The following is a 607-nucleotide window of genomic DNA, read 5'->3' as shown; positions in this document are numbered from 1 at the left end:
TGTCGATGACGTACCGAAAGCGGTGGACGACAGCAACGCCGTAACGGCAACCGAGCAGCATGTCGAACTGACCGGGAATGTGCTGACCAACGACGTGCAAGGCGCCGACCGCGTGGCCGGCGGCCCGGTGATCGCCGGCACTTACACCGGCACCTACGGCACGCTGGTCTTGGCCGCAGACGGCTCCTACACCTACACGCTCAACCCCAATGCCCCGGACTTCATGAACCTTGGCGGTGGCGGCAATGGCGTGGAGCACTTCACCTACACGATCAAGGACGCCGACGGCGACACCAGCACGGCGACGTTGACGCTGAACATCAGTAACCTCAACGACCCGGTCACCCTCGACGGCCTGGATGTGCAGAACGGCGAGCTGACCGTCTACGAGAAAAACCTGAGCGACGGCACCGCGCCGGATGCGAATGCCCTGACCCAGCAAGGTACCTTCAAGGTGACGGCGGCTGATGGCCTGCAAAGCCTGACCGTGGGCGGTATCGCCGTGGTCACTGGCGGCGTGGCTGCCGGCTTCCCGCAATCGGTGGTCACACCGGAAGGCAACATCCTGACCATCACCGGCTACAACCCGAGCACCGGGGTGGTGAGT

Annotated in this window: 1 protein-coding gene; it reads left to right on the top strand. The window is 64.1% G+C overall.

Annotated elements, in window-relative coordinates; genetic code table 11:
- The coding region (locus ACLEJU_RS28660; RefSeq protein ID WP_440776781.1) for an Ig-like domain-containing protein at nucleotides 1-607 on the top strand (607 nt) is incomplete at both ends.

Origin of the sequence: Pseudomonas sp. SMN11 (assembly GCF_052041945.1) — a bacterium.
Taxonomy (GTDB): Bacteria; Pseudomonadota; Gammaproteobacteria; order Pseudomonadales; family Pseudomonadaceae; genus Aquipseudomonas.
Note: the sequence above shows the minus strand (reverse complement) of the source record. Positions and strands in the feature narration are given on the sequence as shown.